Source organism: Paenibacillus sp. CCS19, from assembly GCF_033239625.1.
GTDB lineage: Bacteria > Bacillota > Bacilli > Paenibacillales > Paenibacillaceae > Paenibacillus_T.
On the sequence record NZ_BTCK01000003.1, the window covers coordinates 154,327 to 169,627 of the forward strand.

The window sequence follows — 15,301 nt, forward strand, 5'->3', positions numbered from 1 at the left end:
TGATAATGATTCTCATTATCTGCAAGTATAGAGTCATCGGAACGGTCCGTCAAGAGAATCATTGCGATATTGGAAATATTAGGAGCTTCTTTGCACGCTACACAGGGGGCAGCTATACGAAGGACAATAGCAATACAATGCAGCGTTGGAGGCTGTTATCGATGAACTGAGCAAATAACATTGCAAATGAGAAAGGGAGCCTGTCGGGGCTCCCTTTTCTTGTGGTGTCTACAGTGCGGCAATGACAGCTATATGCTGCTGTACATCCTTCCAGCCGGACGCACGGAACAGCAGGTCGTGGGAAGGGACAGCACGATTGTAGGGCTGTTCCATCAGAATGACGGACCTGCCTGCTTGTACGAACTGCTCTGCATAGTGCGGTCCATCATCGATTAGCACATCGACCCCCGAGTCGGTGCACTGCTGAAGCTTATCCTCTACGAAAGCAATATCGTGATAAGCAATGCCATGATGCGAAAGCCATTCGAGCGTCACGTCACGGAACAGCAGCGGGCGGGCAGTGATAATCGACAGCCGATGCCCGCGATGCAGCTGTTGGAGCACCTCGATGGCGTGCGGCAGCGGAGCCGATTGCCAGTGGATGTCGCGTCCATACTGATAATAAACGGCTTCGCGCTCCTCTTGATTCCACCCGTACATTTTGTACAAATAGAAGTTATCGACATCATCCGCGGTTAGAGCTAAGCCCGAAGCTAGATTGTAGTAATGAAGATGAGGAGTCGTCGCATCGAGTACGGTGTTATCCAGGTCAATTCCGATGTGCACGATGAGGCCGCCTTTCTATACGAATTCCTTCGCGAAAATAAAAATAACCTCGTGCGCCTCATGCTTCGTGCGAAGCTGCTCCTGCAGCTGTTTGCCTGCCTCGTAGTCATGGATGGACACGCGCTCAAGCTCGCGGTGATCGGCGTTCTTCGCTACCAGTTCAATGGGCTGATAGCCATTCTTGAGATAAAACCGTTCGACCTTCAGGTCGTCGGCCGAACCGACGCCAATGGCGCGCGCGCCGGCTTGCCGAGCCGCGGTCTCGAATCTCTGCATCAGCTGCGACCCGATGCCCCGCCGCGCCAAGCCGAGTGTGGTGTCGAGATTAACAGCTACCCCTTGCAACACAAATTGGAGATCGATTCGACGGGAAGGTTCGCCATAAATAATGCCTGCTAGCTGCCGCCCCGCATAGGCGGCGAAGTACAGAGTGGACGGATGCTCGACCCGCTGAATGAAAGCCTCATAAGGCTCGGAGTCCAGATATTCCTGCTGAAAGGCGTAGACTGCTGCATAGTCGGCGGCTTGAATGGATCTGATCGCAATGGACAGCGGCATAAGAGCGGGGAGCCTCCAATCGGTCAAAGTGGAAATCAATTACATCAAATTATAATGAAATTGGATTTTTTGTACACGCTAATTCCATCTTTCATTTACGAAGTCTTAACTTGCAGTTGATGTGCTGTGAATACTAATCTCCTATTCTTGTGTACAAGCACATAACCACTAGGGGGCACATCTTTCATGTATAAGAAACTTTCATCCGCAATTCTAGCTGCATCCATTCTACTTGGCGCTGCAGCGCCGATGACGAGCTTCGCTGCACCGGCCGCTAAGGCTGTGCAGGTGAAGAAACAGGGGCAATTCACAACGGCAAGCGTGGAGCGCACAAGCGATGGCACCCTTGTTGTTCGTTGGAAAGCAAGTGCGGATCTAGGCGCGGCCAAAGTATATTGGAGCACATCGCCAGACAATATCGAGAAGAACGGCAAGCTGCTGGCGAAGACGTACACGGCTTTCAACGGCTATGTAACGGCTGATCCGAATCCGAATGCACGCATTTACTTCTTGATCAAAGGCGGCAACGGCGACACGATCGTAACATCCGAACGCAAAGTAAACCTGCAAGGCGCGTTCAACTTCCGTGATCTCGGCGGCTACCAGACGACGGATGGCAAGACGGTGAAGTGGGGCAAGCTGTTCCGCGGCGAAGAGCTGGGCCACCTGACGTCATCCGACCTGACATACGTTCATAACATGGGTCTGAAATCGATCGTCGACTACCGCACGGATGCAGAGGTTAACGCTCTCGCTGACCCTGTAATTCCTGGCGCACAATATATCCGTACGGACGAAGGCAATGCAGGCAGCGCGGCTGACCTGAACGCGATGATCGCATCGGGCCTTTTGAAGGACGAAGCATCGGCTGTAGCCATGATGGTTGGCTTCAATAAGCAAATGGTCGACGCACCGAAGTTCTACATCCAGTTGATGGAGCTGCTGAACGATCCGAACAACATCGGCCTCGTGCAGCACTGCACGGCGGGCAAAGACCGCACGGGCCTTGGCTCGGCAATCATTCTGCTGACGCTTGGCGTTGACGAGAAGACGGTAATGGAAGATTATCTCGCATCGAACGTCTATCGTGCTGAAGCGAACAAGAAAGCCGTTGAAGCTGTAAGACAGCAAGTGAAAGACGAGAACGTTGTAGCTGCAATCTCGGCATTGATGGGCGTGCAGAAGGAATTCCTGCAGGCAGCAATCGATGAAATGAAAGCCAAATACGGCTCGATCGACAACTTCATTGAACAAGGCCTCGGCATAACGAAAGAAGAGCGCGCGAAGCTGAAGGCAATGTACACGGAGTAAACGATATTTCGTTAGAAGGCCTTATCGTCATGTAGACGATAGGGTCTTTTTTTTGCTGATGGCAGGAGTTTGTCGTGGGCATCTGCTGCGGTTGTGGATCTGCGCGATCGGCAGGCGAATAGATGCAGGGGAGGAGGCGCAAACTACTGGAGGCTTTTGCCACCTATATGAGATGTTCGAATTGGAGTGAAACCCACCATGGCGGAACGACCGGTATTCGCTTATTTCAATACGCCGGAACAGGCGAATCAAGCGCTGGAGCAGCTTCAGTCGTTGAAGCTCGTCGAATATGCGATCGAACGAATTGATGGTTATGCAGGCCCGGGTTATCAGAGTATCGATCAGGTCGGCAATACGATCACGGGCAATTTCCCTGGTCTTGGTTATCTCACGCTTAGCGGCGACTTCGATCTGCCTGACTCGGGGATATTGGCTGCAGCCAGCGTCAGCGCGAGCGGCTATAGCTCAGGCTCGCCGGAGAACCGTGTGACGGGCCGAGATATTATGCTTGTTGCAATCGTAGATGAGGAAGATTACGAGCAGGCGAGCAAGATTGTGAAGGAAGCAGGCGCATTGTAGGCAAGCTTAGAACGGACAGAAGACCGTTGACGCTCATGCGTTGACGGTTTTTTGGACTGTCTAGACAGCGAATTCGCTTACGCCTATTAACATTAAATACATATTCTCTCAATATTATCGTAACATACCGATAACCGCCCGTTAATAGAGTCGGCGTACGATAGATTCGTACTGTGAATGACGAAAAAAGTGGAGGGTTATCAAAAGTGAAAAACAAGCTTGTACTCTTTGTCGTAATTGCACTCCTTATCGGACTTGTATCCGCATGCGGATCGGACAAGAAAGAAGAAAAGACGGATACCGCAGCGAACAGCACAACAACGACGACAACGGACAATTCGTCGACTGACACGAAAGCCTCAACGGATGCTAACGCGTCGACCGATACGGCTTCGACGACGGACGCTTCCAAACAAATCGGTGAACTGAAAGTGAGCTTCGTGCCTTCGAAAGACCCAAGCGAAATCATTACGGCGACGGATCCGCTTAAGGATCTTCTCAAAAACCAACTGGCAACGGAAGGTTACACGGTAGATAAAGTTACGATCGACGTCGGTACGACGTACGAGGCGGTAGGCGAAGCAATGACGTCCGGTTCGACGGATATCGGCTTTATTCCGGGCGGTACTTACGCGCTGTACGGCGATGGCGCTGACGTTATTCTGACGGCTACGCGCGCAGGTCTGTCGAACGACTCGGACAATCCGAAGGATTGGAACGACAACAAGCCGACGAAGCCGACGACGGATCAAGCAACGTACTATCGCGCTCTGTTCATCGCTGGCCCAACGGAGAAAGGCAAAGAGCTGGCTGCGAAAGTAAACGGCGGCGAGCAACTGACGTGGGACGATCTGAACAGCGCGAACTGGATGGTCATGTCGACTTCTTCGTCGGCAGGCTACATCTATCCTACGCTGTGGCTGCAAGCCAACTTTAACAAAAGCATTACCGACCTCGCGCATGTCGTAACGTCGGATTCGTATGCAAGCTCCTTCGCCCGTCTGGCTGGTGGACAAGCTGACATCATCGTGTCGTACGCGGACGCTAGACGCGATTACGAGGACAAATGGACGACGGACCTCGGCCGCAAAGCATCGATCTGGGATGAGACGAACGTTATCGGCGTAACGCAAGGCATCTACAACGATACGGTCAGCGTGAGCAAAGAAGAGAAAGATGCGAAGATGACGCCTGAATTCAAGACAGCGCTGCAAAACGCATTCATCGCCATCGCTGCAACGGATGCAGGCAAGAACGTCATCAAGATCTACAGCCATGAAGGCTACAAAGCTGCTCAAGCGTCTGACTATGACAACGAAAGAAAAGCGCAAGACTTGATCAAGAGCTTGAAGAAGTAATCAACGCCGCCCCGCTTGAAGCCTCATTGTCAAATAAGCAATCCCCATATCGTTGAAGAAAGATGAGCGCATCAGCCCTGATGTGCTCATCTTTTCCTAGTTCAAGACTATAAGATCGGAGAATCGCCGCCATGATAGCTTTTATTAACGTAAACAAAACATATGGAAACGGCACGACTGCGTTGAACAACATCAACGTGAGCATAGAGCAAGGCGAATTCGTTGCGGTAATCGGCCTGTCGGGTGCCGGCAAGTCGACGCTGATTCGGTGTATTAACCGGATGCACGACATTACGAGCGGACAGCTGCTTGTGGATGGCGTCGACACAGCGAGGCTCAAGGGCAAGCAAATCCGGCGGTTCCGCCGGCGGATCGGCATGATTTTTCAATCGTTCAATCTGGTTACTCGCGCGACCGTCATCAACAACGTGCTCGTATCTCTAGTGCCCGATCTGCCGCTGTGGCGGAGGGCGACAGGGATCTTCTCGCGCGATCAGAAGCTGAAAGCGCTCGAAGCGCTGGAGAAGGTCGGCATTCTGGACAAAGCGTTCATCCGCGTTGACCAGCTGTCGGGCGGCCAGCAGCAGCGGGTAGCGCTGGCGCGTACGCTAGCCCAAAGCCCGGACATCATTCTCGCCGACGAGCCGATCGCTTCGCTAGACCCCGTCACGGCGAAGCTCGTCATGGACGATTTTAAGCGGATCAACCAAGACATGAACATTTCCGTTATCATGAACATCCACCATGTGGAGATCGCGCTGGAATACGCCGATCGGATTATCGGCATCCGCCAGGGCGAGGTCGTCTTCGACGGGCGTGCCGCTGAAGTGACGAAGGATGTGCTGTCCTATATTTACGGCGGCAAAGTGGAAGAAGCAGCAGCCTCGGCCGAGGAGCGTGCGTTCCATGTACGATAAAATTTTCCCGCCGAAGCAGATCGTGCTGCCAAGCGGTCAAGTCGTGTACCAGAAGCGGACGCGGCTGCCGCTTATTGCCGTTATCGTCATTGTAGCTGTCTATTATTCGGTCGAGCTCACCGACTTTAATCTGCACAAGCTCGTAACTCGGATCGGTGAATTTGGGGTCATCATTGATGCGATGATTCCGCCGGACTGGAACTCCTGGCACAAGCTGTCGGGAGCGCTGCTGGATACGCTGCAAATGTCGTTGTTCGGTTCTTTGCTCGGATCATTGCTCGCCGTACCTTTCGCTGTCGCGGCTTCCTCCAATATCGTCCGCAACCGAGTTGTCGCCCTTTTGTTCAAGACAACTCTCAGCCTGCTTCGAACGCTGCCGACGCTCGTCACGGCGCTCATTGCTACCTTTGTCTTCGGACTCGGGCCGATGGCAGGCGTAGTTGCTATCATGCTATTCACGATTTCCTATGTCGGCAAGCTGCTCTATGAACAGATTGAGAACGTCGATATGGGACCGCTCGAAGCGATGGAATCGCTTGGCATGACGCGTATCCAGGCGTTTCGCAATGCGGTCTTTCCGCAGGTACTGCCCGGTTATCTATCCACTTCGTTATTTTGCTTCGAGGGCAATGTCAGACACGCGGCCATTCTTGGTTATGTTGGCGCAGGCGGCATCGGCTTGCTCATCAAAGAGGATATCGGCTGGCGGGACTATTCGGGCGTGGGGATGATCATATTGGCGCTAGTCGTTACCGTCTATCTGATCGAAACGGTAAGCGAACATTTTCGGAAGAAGTTAATTTAAATGCGTGTTCAAAAAGTACGGTTTTCAGCACCGAGAAGGTTGGATCAAGCGGGGAATGAGGATCGGAGCGTAGCGAAGTGCTACGTGAGAACCGGAAGTCACAGCTTCATCCAAGATTCGATGCCGATTACACTTCCTGTGATGCTTCGTGATCAAAAGTGGACTTTTTGAACGACCTCTTTAAGGAGAATCGATTGTTATGATAACTACACTTGAGAGACAACTTCTGGCTTCGCCGCGCAGGACATGGTACAGACTGATCATTACGCTCATTGCCATCGTTCTGATCGGCTGGTCGGTGGGCGCCATAAGCTTCAAAGACGTGAACCAGAGCGGTTTTCAAATCGCGCTTAATATATTAAAGGGAATCATTCATCCCGATCTTGACCTTCTGTTCAACGTATCTAAACAAGGCATCCTCTATTTGCTCGTTCAGACGGTTGCGATCGCTTTTCTCGGTACAATCGTCGGCGGTATCCTCTCGGTTCCGCTCGCCTTCTTAGCCGCTTCCAATGTCGTACCGAAGCCAGTCGCTTGGCTGACAAGGCTGCTGCTGATCGTTATTCGAACGATACCGGAGCTGGTCTATGGGCTGATGCTCATCAAAGTGACCAGCCCGGGCCCGTTCGCAGGCGTGCTCACCATCGGCATTACGTCGATTGGCATGCTGGCCAAGCTTTACGTGGACGCGATCGAAGAGTTGGACGTGAAGGTGCTCGAATCGATGACGTCCATCGGCTGTACGACGTTCGAGAAAATCCGCTACGGCATTATGCCGCAGCTGCTGTCGGTTTTCTTGTCCGTGACGATTTATAGGTTCGATATGAACATGCGCGATGCTTCCATACTCGGGCTTGTCGGCGCCGGCGGTATCGGCGCGCCGCTTATTTTCGCAATGAGCAGCTACAAATGGAGTCAAGCAGGATCGATTCTAATCGGCCTGGTCGTCCTTATTTTGCTGATCGAATTGGTATCCAATAAGATGCGCGCCAAATTGGTCAAAGGGTAGACAGTACCGCCAAGTGGCTTAATAAACGATCCAGTTATGATTGCATTCGCTGCGGATCGTCCCACGTTCCATAATGTAATCGGCCAGAATTTCCGTCATATCTGTCGGGAACTCCCGCACGACCGGCCGTCCCTGAATCATATTGAAGTTGCCGCCGCCGCCCGCGCGGTAGCTGTTCATGGCAACCTCGAAGAATGCTTCCGGATCGATGGGCGCGTCGTTCCAGTGCAGCTTGACGACCCGCTGACCAACAGGCTGCGATATATCGAGCGCGTAATCGATTCCTTCCCACATGTCATAGTCAAAATGGCGCGGTTTCGGCAGGAGGTAAGCGTCAGCTACTCTTATTTCGCCCGTACGCTCGTCTCGGTCGAAGTAGCTGGCGCTCTGCTCAAGCGCTTCCCGGATGTCACGGCCTGTTAGCCGAACTACCTTGAGCGTATTCGGGTAAATGTAGTTCGCCGTCACGTCGCGCATCGTAATTTCCTTGCCGAAGCCTCTTGCTTCATCGGTAAAAATCGCAGCGCACGAGATTGCAGCTCCCGTTGTCTCCATCTGCACCCGGTTGACGAATTCGGTGAACGGATGGTCGGCTTGCCGCGCCGCGAACGGCTCGACAATCGCTAGGTCGCCATCGACGCTGCCGATCGGCTGGTCGAGCCACTGCTGCGTCTGCCGCTCGTGCTCGGCGAACCGTATAAGAAGCTGCTCGTCAGCCTGCTCTTCGGCATCCGCCGTAAGGAGCAGGCTGGCTTTTTTCTCGCGCAGCGACCAAGAGCCGTCCGCCGTCCGCTCGAATGTCAGCTGGACCTTGGCGATTGCTTGTCCGGCGAAGCCCGGCTGCGCGATGGCAACGCCATTGATTTCACCGGCAAGCAGGCGATGTTGATGCCCGGTGAACAGGACGTCCATGCCGCCGATTCGCAAACACATCTCGCAGCCTTGATTCTCGCCCGTAAGCGGCTCGGTCGGCTCTCCGGTAGCAGGATCGCGCTCGAAACCGCCGTGATAGCAGACAACAAGCGCATCGGGACGTTCATTCTCACGAATATGTCGGGCCCAGCGTGCTGCGGATGAAAGCGCGTCCTCGAAGGCGAGGCCGCGAATATGGTCCGGAGCTTCCCAATTCGGAATATAGTGCGTCGTTAAGCCGAGCACGGCAATGCGGATGCCTGCAGGCAAGGTGAAGACCCGATAAGGCTGACCGAATGCAGGTTGTCCGTCTCTTTCATTGACGACATTGGCGGACAGCCACGGACAAGCAGATTGTCGGACGGTCTGATTCAGCAGATCAAGTCCATAGTTAAACTCATGATTGCCGATCACGGCGGCATCGTAACGCAGCGCATTCAGCGCCTCGGCGGCGGGGTGGATGCCGCCTGCGCCATATTTGGCATAGCGGTACATGAACGGCGTCCCTTGCAGCAGATCCCCGTTGTCGATGAGCAGCAGCGACGGATCGATGCTCCGCTCCTTGCGGATGATGGCGGACAGCTTGGCAAGCCCGATCGGCTTGTCGTAGGTATCCCGGTAATCGGTCGGATAAATATGACCGTGCAGATCAGACGTTTCCAATAACGTAACGATGGCCGTTTGCGGCGTAGGCATAGGAATGCTGCTCCTCTCCGTCAATCAATAGAATGATGGCTCCCTTCATTGAACCATATTTATGCGGAGAGTTATGTTAAGCTTTTGCTAACGGGCAATGGACGTGATAGTGACGCTGATTGACACAATATCTGGTTTTTTGAGGAAACGGATGGTTTAATCGACAGCATTAGCGGTTAATATAAGGTGACTCATGATTTCGAAGCCTATGTAGGTGGTGAGGGTAATCGTATATTTAGCCGCTTTTGTGCTTTCATTTTTGATTGTTATCGCGCTTATACCGCCGTTCGGGAAGCTCGCGTTCCGACTTGATTTTGTGGACAAGCCCCGAGCCGGGGTGGAGCGTAAACTGCATCGCAAGCCGATCCCGCTTACGGCGAGTTATGCGATATTTATTGGTTTCTTCGTCTCGTATCTGCTCATTACGAGGGATTTCTCCTGGGAAACCGGGGCGCTGGTGGCAGGCGGTATTCTGCTGCTTGTAATCGGCACGATTGACGATTGGTACAAGACGAAGGGCAAAGACTTCCCGGCGCTGCCGAAGCTGATCGTGCAAGTGTCGGCGGCGGTGCTCGTCTATATGGCAGGCGTTCAGTTCTCCGGCTTCTACAATCCGTTGTCGGGCGAATACGTCGTGCTGCCGGTTATTCTGCAATTCGTGCTGACCATTCTGTGGATCTTCGGCGTAACGACGGTCATCAACTTCACGGACGGGCTGGATGGCTTGGCAGGCGGGTTGTCTGCGATCTCGGGACTGACGCTGTTCGTTGTGGCGCTCGTGATGGGACAATCGAACTCGGCGCTGCTGGCGATCGTTCTAGTAGGTGTAACGGCAGCTTATCTGCTGTTCAACCGGCCGCCGGCACGTATCTTCATGGGCGATGCGGGGGCGACATTCATCGGCTTCATGCTGGCGGTTATTGCGCTGGACGGCGCGTTCAAGCAGGCGACGGTGTTGTCGATCTTCATTCCGATTCTGGCGCTTGGCGTACCGATCTTCGACAATCTGTTTGTCGTCGGGCGGCGGTTCATCCAGGGCAAGTCGATCTATCAAGCCGATGCAAGCCAAGCTCATTATCGGCTGCTGCGCGCGGGGCTTAACACCAAGCAGGTGCTTATGTTCCTATGCTTGATCAGCATGTGCTTCAGCTTGACGTCGATTATTTTGCTGCTGGTGCAGATTTAACTTGATATGTTGCGGTCGCGGTACAGCCGCAGTGGATGCCTCCGGGCAGTCTGCTGCGGTTTTTTTGTATTCCGGCACCTAGTCATCCTCTAGTATAGTTCTAACGGTTGCCATAGCGGCTAACCCCGTTAAATCACGTCATTTGGGCGTGCAACGGTTGTAGGAAAAGCTATTGTGGGGCAATTGGACTATGGTCACGTCCGACAGACTCAATGTGGGAGCGGCATTAGAAAATCCAGAGAAGCTGCTGCAACAATAGTTGGTTTCAAATCTACTATTTTATGGTAGAAATAGAGTAGGGATTGGAAATCAATAGAGAAGAGGTTGATTGATGAGGGTAAACGTCTGGATGCGAAGAATGGTTGTCTGCGGTGCTTTGTTTGCTTTATTGACGAGCGCAGCGGGAACAGGAGCGAGCGCGGAGCCGACAGCTGCGGCAGTTGAAACGACGACAGCGGCAAGCGATGCTGCCACTTCACTAGAGGTTGCGTTGGAGGCGCTCCCGCTGAAGGAACTGCCGAAGCCGCCTTTTCAGTACTATGTAAGTGCAGTGGTGAAGAAGCCAGCTGCTGGAACGGCTGCGACGAAGAAGCTGGCGCTCACCCAGAAGTCGGTGAAGGATCTATCGGTTTCGTTCGATCTGACAACGTTGCCGGAGTATACGGCTGGGCAGTATACAGTGCCGATTCCGGTGCGCAATATCAAAGGCAATCTGCCGAAAGATGTTCCGACAAGCTATAAAGGACAGATGATCGTACAAGCGATCAAGAGCGGCAATTATGCGATATTGATTTATGGCGAGAACTTTGGCGAGAACCGGTACTTGGTCATTATGGATACGGTGAAAGGCAAATTCGTCAAAGCGTATGATTTCATCAACTATGCGATTGCGCCCAAATATGTGAAGGCTGACTATGAATTCATTTATGAACGGGTACGTTGGGCAGTGATCGAGAACGGCATTCTGTATGTGGCGCACAGCCATCTCACGTATGCGAAGAGCTCGAACAACATGAACGGCTACATAACCGCGATTCGGCTGTCGGATAATAAGATGCTGTGGCGTTCCGCATCGCTAGTGAGCAACGCGGGCAATTTCGTGATCGCAGGCGATGTCATTCTATCCGGATATGGCTTCACCGCGGAGAAGGACTACTTGTATCAACTCGATAAGCGCACGGGCAAGACGCTCGACAAAGCGCTGTTGAAGGACGGTCCGAATTTCATTGCAAAACGGAACAACGATATCTTCGTGTACAGCTATTCGCATTTGACGCAATTCACAATCGCTAAGTCGTCGACAACAGCCCCATAAAATGTTCCGCAATAAGCGACAGCGAAGCGCTGCTTCGGGTTGCGACGCCAATGTAGCGCTCAGGAATCGGCGCGGTCGTCGTCAGCTCGAACAGCGCTTCTTCGCGCAGCTCCTGCTGGACGAAGGAATGAGTGACGTAGGCGGCACCATAGCCGTGGCGAGCAAGCTCGACGAGCATCTCGGAGCTGTTGAGCTCCATGTCGACCTCCGCCGCTATGCCATGCTCGGCGAACCAGCGCTCGATGAACAGCCGCGTATGGCTTCCTCTCGATAGCAGCAGCAGCGGCAGCTTGTTCAGCTCCTCCGGCGTAATCGGCTGGCGGGCCAGCTCCTTGTAGGCGGAACCAACAACGAAGCAGCCCTGGATCGCCGTCAGCGGCTTAATCTGCAGCTCAGGGTCGACGTAGGGAAGATGCACGAAGCCAAGATCGATCTGACCTTCGATCAGCCGTGTGCGAATGTCGGCGGTGTTGCCTTGAAACAGCCGAATGCGGACGTTCGGATGCTGCGCCCGAAGCTCGTCCAGCGGCGAGAGCAGCAAATGTTTAATAATCGGGCCGCTTGCCCCGATGCGCAGCTCGCCAGATGTGTAGTTGCGCAGCGAAGCGATCTGCCGCTCGCCGTTATCGAGCAGGGTGAACGACTTCTCGACATAGTCGAGCAGCGTGCGGCCTTCGGAGGTGAGCGCAACCCCTTTAGACTGGCGGTCAAACAGCTTCACGCCCAGCGCGTCTTCCAATTGCTTGATCGCGTAGCTGACCGAAGGCTGCGTAATATGGAGCTCTTGTGCTGCGCGCGTCAGGTTGCCGGTTCGGGCGGTGTGCAGAAAGATGCGATACCATTCCATATTCATCATCGACATGATATAGATCACCTCTATGGCAGACGTTTGAAATGACGATTTCATTAATTTCACTAAATTGATTATACTGAACATAGAGGAAATAATACAACGAACAGCAAGATGGAGGGTATTGCATATGCCAGGTAGCACGTTTGGTGAAGCATTCAAAATTACTACGTTCGGCGAATCGCATGGCGAAGCCGTAGGCGTTATTATCGACGGCATTACGCCAGGTCTGGAAATTAGCGAGGCCGAAATTCAAGTTCAGATGGACCGCCGCAAGCCGGGCCAATCGTCGGTTACGACGCCGCGCAAAGAATCCGACAAGGTGCACATCGTATCCGGCATCTTCGAGGGCAAAGCGACGGGAACGCCGATGATGGTCGTCCTATACAACCACGATATGAAGTCCGAAGCGTACAGCGATATCCAGAATCTGTTCCGTCCGGGTCACGCAGACTATACGTACCTGAAGAAGTACGGCTTCCGCGATCACCGCGGCAGCGGTCGTGCATCGGGTCGGGAAACGGCTGGCCGCGTAGCGGCAGGCGCAATCGCGCGTAAATCGCTGGAGCAGCGCGGCGTCAGCATCGTAGCTTACACGAAGGAGATCGGCGGCATTCAATGCGAGACATTCGACGAAGACATCATCGAGAAGAATGCGGTCCGGGCCTGCGATCCAGTTGCTGCGGAGAAGATGGTTAAGCTCGTTGAAGGATTGGCGAAGGAAGGCAATAGCGCCGGCGGCGTCGTGGAATGCCGTATTCGCGGCGTGCAGCCAGGCCTTGGCGAACCGGTATTCGATAAGATCGATGCAGACTTGGCGAAAGCCATGCTGTCGATCGGTGCCGTTAAGGGGATCGAGTTCGGCGCAGGCTTCGCGGCAGCGCGCATGCTCGGCAGCGAGCACAATGATGATATGAACAAGGACGGCTTCATCACGAACAATGCGGGCGGCATCTTGGGCGGCATCAGCACGGGCGCAGAGATTGTGTTCCGTGTTGCAGTAAAACCGACATCCTCGATTTCGGTTCCGCAGAAGACGATCGACATCAACGGCGAAGAGAAGCCGATCGTGACGGAAGGCCGTCATGATCCGAGCATCTGCCCGCGCATCGTGCCGGTTATCGAAGCGATGGCTTGCCTCGTGCTCGAGGATCACTACAAGCGTCAAGCGAGTTTGCACGCGTAATAAGTTGGATAAGGAGCAGCGGCTGTCGCGAAAGCGATGGCGGCTGTTTTTTTGCATAGGCGGTGGCGGGGATTGGTAGGTTGTTGGATACAAAAAAGAGAGCTCCAGTTGATTGGAGCTCTCTGTATTGTTAATAAAATTAGCCGAGCGTAAGCGTGAGCGAAACTTCACGAACGTTGCCTGCCTCGTCCGTCAATGTGCCTGTAAGCACAACCGAGTTCGTTTGACCAGTCAGCACTTTCAGTTGGCTAACGGACAAGCCGTTGGCTTGTGCATCCGCCCCGCCGAGGAACTCTGCCAGATCCAGGGATTCTGCAGTTCCAGCTTTCAGATCCTTCGAGTAAGTGAGTGCTGGGTAAGCCGTCAGGTCGCCGATTCCTTCAATGCCAGTTACTTTGAACGCAGCATTCTCGTCAGCTGTAATTGTACCTGTTTTCAGGTAAGCATCCGCTGCGAGCGCGAAGCTGCCTGTATTGTTGTTGATCGTCACAGCGCTGCCGTTGATCGTTGCAGCAGTCAGGTTTGGCTTCGTATCGTCCGCTTTGATCGTCAACGTTACGTTGCTGGAGTTGCCAGCGTTGTCGCGCAGCGTGCCGCTGATCACAAGACCGTTATGATCGGAGTCCAATTGTGCCAGCTTAGCCACGCCTACGCCATTGGAGTTCGCATCCAATGAGCCGAGCAGGGTGATCAGATTCAGCGAATTCGATCCAGCAGAAAGCGACTGCGAAGTCGACAGGGACGCATAGTCTGTCAGCGTTACGCCTTCAACCGCAGTAACCGTCAGCGTGGATGCTTCGCTTACGCTGATTGTACCTTGCGTCAGGAATTTATCGCTTTGGAAGCTAATAGTACCGCTTGTACCGCCTGTCAGCGTTACGCTTCTGCCTTCGATAGTAGCTCCCGTGATCGTTGGTGCTGTCGTGTCCGACGGAGTGGACGGTATCGTAGGCGTCGTCGTGTTGTTGTTATTATTGCCTTCCGGTTCCTTCGTCTCGTCGTCTTTGCCGCCGTTATCTTCACCGTTGTTATTGTTGAGCAGCTCATCGAGTTTCTTCTTGATTTCATCCTTATTTTTAATGAAATCGGACGATGTATTGACGAAATCGCCGCGAGTGGCTTGTTGTTTAGGGTCTAATCCAGCAGGGATGAGCTTACTATCCACCGCTTGTTTTACGGCATCCGCGTACCAAGGTTTTCCGGAGAGATCCGGTTTCGCGCCAAGTCCTCTCAGCATAGCTGTAGCAAATTCAGCGATTGTGACAGGAGCGCCTGGATCGAAGGAGCCGTCCGGTCTGCCGTTAATAATACCGGCCTTCTTGGCAGCTTCGATGTAAGGAATCGCCCATCCATTGCCGTTATCGCCGCCTACGTCGCTGAAGCTTGAGGTCTGCGTGCCATTGACTTTGAGGCCGAATATAAGGGCTGCAACCTTAGCGAACTGTGCGCGGTTCATCTCTTCTTTGAGTCCGAACGTAGCGGTGCCGTTGCCTTCGAAAATGCCTGCTGCCAGCAATGCATCGAATTTAGCCTTAGTAGCAGCATCCAACGATGCTAGATCGGAGAAGTCTGCCGATGTTTTCGTCGTTGCTGCATTAGCCACAGCGCTTGTCATGAGAAGGCTTGCTCCCAATGGAATCAGAAGCAATTTCTTGTATTTCTTGTTCATCTTTCGCGAAACCCCTTTGCTAATTATTAGTAAATAATATCTTGAAAGATGTATCGGCATAACCTTCTAAATAGATTAGTCCTTACGCGAAAATACGGCCTTTCGTAGGATATTTATTTCCATAATTTTGATATAATTCTATCGATAGAACCAAAGTGTACTAG

14 protein-coding genes are annotated in these 15,301 nt (G+C 53.1%); 9 read left to right on the plus strand and 5 right to left on the minus strand.

Going from position 1 to position 15,301, the window contains the following annotated elements; genetic code table 11:
* Window positions 1–228: 228 nt before the first annotated feature.
* Entirely contained in the window at window positions 229–786 is a 558-nt protein-coding gene (locus SBI19_RS04285) for a 5' nucleotidase, NT5C type (RefSeq protein ID WP_317965288.1), read from the minus strand.
* Between the two features lie 15 nt (window positions 787–801).
* On the minus strand, window positions 802–1,344 hold the full coding sequence (locus SBI19_RS04290; protein ID WP_317965290.1) for a GNAT family N-acetyltransferase: 543 nt from the start codon (window positions 1,342–1,344) through the stop codon (window positions 802–804).
* A gap of 186 nt (window positions 1,345–1,530) precedes the next feature.
* On the opposite strand from SBI19_RS04290, the gene SBI19_RS04295 reads away from it, so the two are divergent.
* From SBI19_RS04295 to phnE (SBI19_RS04320), 6 genes are all read left to right on the plus strand, one after another.
* Entirely contained in the window at window positions 1,531–2,655 is a 1,125-nt protein-coding gene (locus SBI19_RS04295) for a tyrosine-protein phosphatase (protein WP_317965292.1), read from the plus strand.
* Window positions 2,656–2,853: 198 nt separating this feature from the next.
* Window positions 2,854–3,234, plus strand: a complete 381-nt coding sequence (locus tag SBI19_RS04300) for a hypothetical protein (protein ID WP_317965294.1) — start codon at window positions 2,854–2,856, stop codon at window positions 3,232–3,234.
* Between the two features lie 206 nt (window positions 3,235–3,440).
* Window positions 3,441–4,592, plus strand: a complete 1,152-nt coding sequence (locus SBI19_RS04305) for a phosphate/phosphite/phosphonate ABC transporter substrate-binding protein (RefSeq protein WP_317965296.1) — start codon at window positions 3,441–3,443, stop codon at window positions 4,590–4,592.
* Window positions 4,593–4,723: 131 nt separating this feature from the next.
* Window positions 4,724–5,509, plus strand: a complete 786-nt coding sequence (gene phnC, locus SBI19_RS04310; RefSeq protein ID WP_317965298.1) for a phosphonate ABC transporter ATP-binding protein — start codon at window positions 4,724–4,726, stop codon at window positions 5,507–5,509.
* Window positions 5,499–6,314 (plus strand): phosphonate ABC transporter, permease protein PhnE, encoded by an 816-nt coding sequence (gene phnE, locus SBI19_RS04315; protein WP_317965300.1) that lies wholly within the window; start codon window positions 5,499–5,501, stop codon window positions 6,312–6,314. Before phnC ends, phnE (SBI19_RS04315) begins: the two co-directional genes overlap by 11 nt.
* A 202-nt stretch (window positions 6,315–6,516) precedes the next feature.
* Entirely contained in the window at window positions 6,517–7,323 is an 807-nt protein-coding gene (gene phnE, locus SBI19_RS04320) for a phosphonate ABC transporter, permease protein PhnE (RefSeq protein ID WP_317965440.1), read from the plus strand.
* An 18-nt stretch (window positions 7,324–7,341) separates the two neighbouring features.
* Here the strand turns inward: phnE (SBI19_RS04320) and SBI19_RS04325 are convergent, their stop codons facing one another.
* Window positions 7,342–8,931: a bifunctional metallophosphatase/5'-nucleotidase gene (locus SBI19_RS04325; protein WP_317965302.1), complete on the minus strand. Its 1,590-nt coding sequence runs from the start codon at window positions 8,929–8,931 to the stop codon at window positions 7,342–7,344.
* Window positions 8,932–9,157: 226 nt separating this feature from the next.
* On the opposite strand from SBI19_RS04325, the gene SBI19_RS04330 reads away from it, so the two are divergent.
* Window positions 9,158–10,117 carry an MraY family glycosyltransferase gene (locus SBI19_RS04330; RefSeq protein WP_317965442.1) on the plus strand — a complete coding sequence of 320 codons (960 nt, stop codon included), beginning with the start codon at window positions 9,158–9,160 and terminating at the stop codon, window positions 10,115–10,117.
* A 331-nt stretch (window positions 10,118–10,448) separates the two neighbouring features.
* A complete protein-coding gene (locus tag SBI19_RS04335; RefSeq protein ID WP_317965304.1) occupies window positions 10,449–11,432 on the plus strand; it encodes a hypothetical protein in 984 nt (327 codons plus the stop codon).
* On the opposite strand, the gene SBI19_RS04340 is transcribed toward SBI19_RS04335, so the two are convergent.
* Window positions 11,407–12,294 carry a LysR family transcriptional regulator gene (locus SBI19_RS04340; protein ID WP_317965305.1) on the minus strand — a complete coding sequence of 296 codons (888 nt, stop codon included), beginning with the start codon at window positions 12,292–12,294 and terminating at the stop codon, window positions 11,407–11,409. The two genes, SBI19_RS04335 and SBI19_RS04340, sit on opposite strands and share 26 nt — an antisense overlap.
* A gap of 118 nt (window positions 12,295–12,412) precedes the next feature.
* Between SBI19_RS04340 and aroC the strand changes: the two genes are divergently transcribed.
* Window positions 12,413–13,468 carry a chorismate synthase gene (aroC, locus tag SBI19_RS04345; protein ID WP_317965306.1) on the plus strand — a complete coding sequence of 352 codons (1,056 nt, stop codon included), beginning with the start codon at window positions 12,413–12,415 and terminating at the stop codon, window positions 13,466–13,468.
* Between the two features lie 139 nt (window positions 13,469–13,607).
* On the opposite strand, the gene SBI19_RS04350 is transcribed toward aroC, so the two are convergent.
* Entirely contained in the window at window positions 13,608–15,137 is a 1,530-nt protein-coding gene (locus SBI19_RS04350; RefSeq protein WP_317965307.1) for an S-layer homology domain-containing protein, read from the minus strand.
* Window positions 15,138–15,301: the final 164 nt, after the last annotated feature.